Below are 3402 nucleotides of genomic sequence, written 5' to 3' on the forward strand. Positions count from 1 at the left end.
GATCGCCCAACAGCGCTTGCCGCATCGCCAGCGCTTCTTGATACAGCGGTTCGGCGGCCTCGTAACGGCCCTGGGATTCGTACAGCCCCGCGAGATTGTTGAGGCTGGTGGCGACATCGGGATGGCGATCGCCCAACAGGGCTTGCCGCATCGCCAGGGCGTCTTGATACAGCGGTTCGGCGGCCTCGTAACGGCCCTGGGATCGATACAGTTCGGCGAGATTGTTGAGGCTGGTGGCGACAGCGGGATGGCGATCGCCCAACAGGGTTTGCCGCATCGCCAGGGCGTCTTGATACAGCGGTTCGGCGGCCTCGTAACGGCCCTGGGATTGATACAGAAGTGCGAGATTGTTGAGGCTGGTGGCGACAGCGGGATGGCGATCGCCAAAGCGGCTACGGGTCACGGTCAAGCACTCTTGCCACCAGGGTTCTGCCTGACCGTAATCGCCTTGACCCTCATAAAATCGGGCTAGTCCCACAAAGGGCCAGAGCAAGGCTTCGTTCTCATCGGCGAGCCACGGTTGCCAGGTAGTGGCGGCTTCGGCCAGGTGGGGCATGGCGGGCGTCAGGGCCAAAATCTGCTCGCGGGTGGGGGTTTGGGGTATTTGCTGGGCAATTTGCACCAGTTGTTGGCAATAATCTCGCTTCAGCCCCTCGGCCTCGGCCCAGTCTGCCAGCTTGAGACGAAAGAACTCACGAATCAGCTGATGCAGTTGCACGGTGTCGGCATCAACCCAATTCAGCAGGCTGCGGTTAATTAGTCCGTCATCGCGCCAGTCTTCCAGGTCGTCGGGGTCAGTGTCGTCATGCCACTCTGTCAGCCACCCCCAGGGAATGGGGGCCAGGGCAAACAGGCTAAGGCGATAGGCCAGGGCTTGCACGGGCGCGTCCAGGTCTTGCCAACTGAGTTCAAAGGCGGCGGCGACGCTCTCGTGGTCGGCGGTCATGTCGGGGCGGGCTTGGCCCAGGGCGCGCGCCTCTAGGCGTTTGGCCTCTAGCTGGGCTTGCAGTTGGGCCAGCGTCCAGGTCGGCTTCCGCTGCAAAAAGCGCCCCACCAACTCCAACCCCAGGGGCAAATAGCCCAGCCATTCGCACAGCGCTTGGGCGGTATCGCGTTCGGCCTCCAGCCGCTCCGCGCCGATCAGTGACGCCAGCAGCGCCAGCGAGGCCGCTTCGCTCAGCACTGCAATCTCAAACGACCGAATCGACGCCCCCAGTTGCAATCGGGTGGTCAGCAGCACCCAAAAGCGACCGTGATCGGGCGGCAAATAGGGCTGAATCGCCTGGTAAGCAGCGATGTCGTCTCGCCCGCTAACGTCGTCAATCACCACCAACACGTCGCCAGCCCCAGGCCAGTGCCGCCAACAAAATTGCGCCTGACGGGCCAAATCGATATCGGTGGGCACCGTCAAGCCCAACTGATCGGTGGCAAAGTTGACGATTTCGGTGCCGATGTTTTGCTCTTTGGCCGCTAGCCAGCAAATGCCGCCGGGGTAGGTGGCTTGGTCGCGGTGGTGGCGGGCATATTGCAGCGCCAGTTCGGTTTTGCCAATGCCCCCCATGCCCCGAATCGCCGTAATGGCGAGGCGATCGGCCTGCTGCAGCTGATCGTGCAGGTTCGCTAAATCTTCGTCGCGCCCGACAAACGCCACCGCCCCACTGCGCGGCAGGTTGTTAGGACATGAGCTTTTGCCAGGAAAGGCTATCTGCTGCGGGGTGACTCGCTCAGTCGGGGGCGTGCTATCAGGAAAGCTTGGGCGGATATCGGGTTTACCGCGTTCCTTCAAGGCATTCAGCAGCAACCGTTCGGCCTCGGCTTCACCTTTCCCCACCAGATCCACATAGATTTGCGGTGCCAACAACCCCGTCGGCTGGCACTCCCCCACCCGAATCGGCAACAGCCGCCGCTCTGCCCCCGTCGGGTCTTGGGCAAAGGCCGCCCCCCACTCCGGCTGCGTATATAGCCCTTGCAGATAGTTGTTCGACAGCACCATGACCGTGACTTGGGAGCCAGCCGTGGCCTTTTGCATCTCTAGCGCAAAGTTACTCCCAGGCCGAAAGTCCCACACATCAATGACGGCGGTGTAGCCCTGTGCTTCCAGCACCCAGGCAATCCACTCGGCCCAGGTCTGGTCGGCGCGGTTGTAGCTAACAAAAAAATCGTTCACAGCGATCGCAATAATTGCGCAACGACAGGTTCTAACCAGCGAGCCGCCTTTTTTACCCCGCTCCGGCCAAGCTGCCATTATCGTAGCCCCAGACTGCGACTCCGGCACGATGGCCCGCCCGCCCGCGCCAGCGTAAATTTTGGCAACCAGGGGCGCGATCGCGCTGACGAACCCGCAACTTGAGTTAGGGTTATGGGCAAACTGGAGTGTATTTTGGTCGGGTGACCCTATGGATCTGCTCAAGATTGGCGATCGCGTGTTGCAGTCGGATGAATTGGTGCCGCTACTCAGCAAAACCAACCTGCTGTCGCGAGTCATTCAAGAAGTCATTATCGACGATGCGATCGTGGGCATCGACCTCACCGAAGACGAAATCAAAGTCGCCGAAGCCGCCTTTTGTCAGCGCAACCAAATCAGCAATCCCGAAGAAGCCAATGCCTGGGCCAAACAGCAATACGGCACCCCCGACCTGGTGCGCACCACGGCAATCCGCGACCAACAGTTAGCCAAGTTCAAAACCCAACAATTTGGCAAAGACCTGGAATCCTACTTTCTCCAGCGCAAAAGTCGTTTAGACCGCGTGCTGTATTCCCTGATTCGCACCAGTCAACTGGGCCTCGCGCAGGAACTTTACTTTCGCATCCATGACGACGGCCAACCGTTTGCCGACCTCGCCAAAGACTATTCCGAAGGCCAAGAAGCCAAAACCGGCGGCTTGATTGGGCCAGTGGAGTTGAGTGTGCCCAATCCCGCGCTGGCGGGGCTGCTCTCAGTGAGCAAGCCGGGACAAATCTGGCCGCCTAAGCGCATTGGCGAATGGTACGTGGTGGTGCGCCTGGAGAAGTTTTTTCCGGCGCAGCTCGATGAGCCCACCAAAGACCGCCTGCTCGAAGAACTCTTTCAGACCTGGATGCGGGAGCAATTGCAAAAGTCGCCCGTGACCATTCCCACGGCGGAGACGATTACCGTTGCCGCCGAGCCCCCGACCCCCGAGCTGGCGGCGTCGATTCCCCTCAACCGGGACGATATCGCCCCAGCAACGCCCCCAGATGCAGACATGACTGATTCTTCATCGCCGAATGCGCCGGACGATCCCTGGCAATAGCGCCCTGTCAGCAACGCTGACCAGCTAGGGGACTGGCGCGCAAACAAGCTCCCCATGAACCGAGTTTCGACTCCGCTCAACTCTCGATGCTGGTAGGTTGAGCGAAGTCGAAACCGGATTGAACGGGTAC

The 3402-nt window shown here is 60.5% G+C and carries 3 protein-coding genes; 1 reads left to right on the plus strand and 2 read right to left on the minus strand.

Annotated elements, in window-relative coordinates; genetic code table 11:
• Together JUK32_RS21005 and JUK32_RS28110 are read right to left on the minus strand one after the other, a co-directional pair.
• Positions 1-2167 (minus strand): toll/interleukin-1 receptor domain-containing protein (locus JUK32_RS21005; protein ID WP_204140829.1); only part of this gene is annotated, 2167 nt, incomplete at its 3' end.
• Between the two features lie 52 nt (positions 2168-2219).
• The gene (locus JUK32_RS28110) at positions 2220-2345 is read right to left on the minus strand and encodes a hypothetical protein (protein ID WP_255538327.1); all 126 of its coding nucleotides are present in this window, start codon (positions 2343-2345) and stop codon (positions 2220-2222) included.
• Between the two features lie 51 nt (positions 2346-2396).
• Here JUK32_RS28110 and JUK32_RS21010 point away from each other — a divergent pair, with 51 nt between their 5' ends.
• Positions 2397-3272 (plus strand): peptidylprolyl isomerase, encoded by an 876-nt coding sequence (locus JUK32_RS21010; RefSeq protein ID WP_204140830.1) that lies wholly within the window; start codon positions 2397-2399, stop codon positions 3270-3272.
• Positions 3273-3402: the final 130 nt, after the last annotated feature.

The organism is Halomicronema sp. CCY15110, from assembly GCF_016888165.1.
Taxonomy (GTDB): Bacteria; Cyanobacteriota; Cyanobacteriia; order Phormidesmidales; family Phormidesmidaceae; genus Halomicronema.

What these genes read in the sequence shown, in the direction of transcription:
- JUK32_RS21010 (WP_204140830.1), top strand. Translation starts at nt 2,397, where the DNA reads ATGGATCTGCTCAAGATTGGCGATCGCGTGTTGCAGTCGGATGAATTG.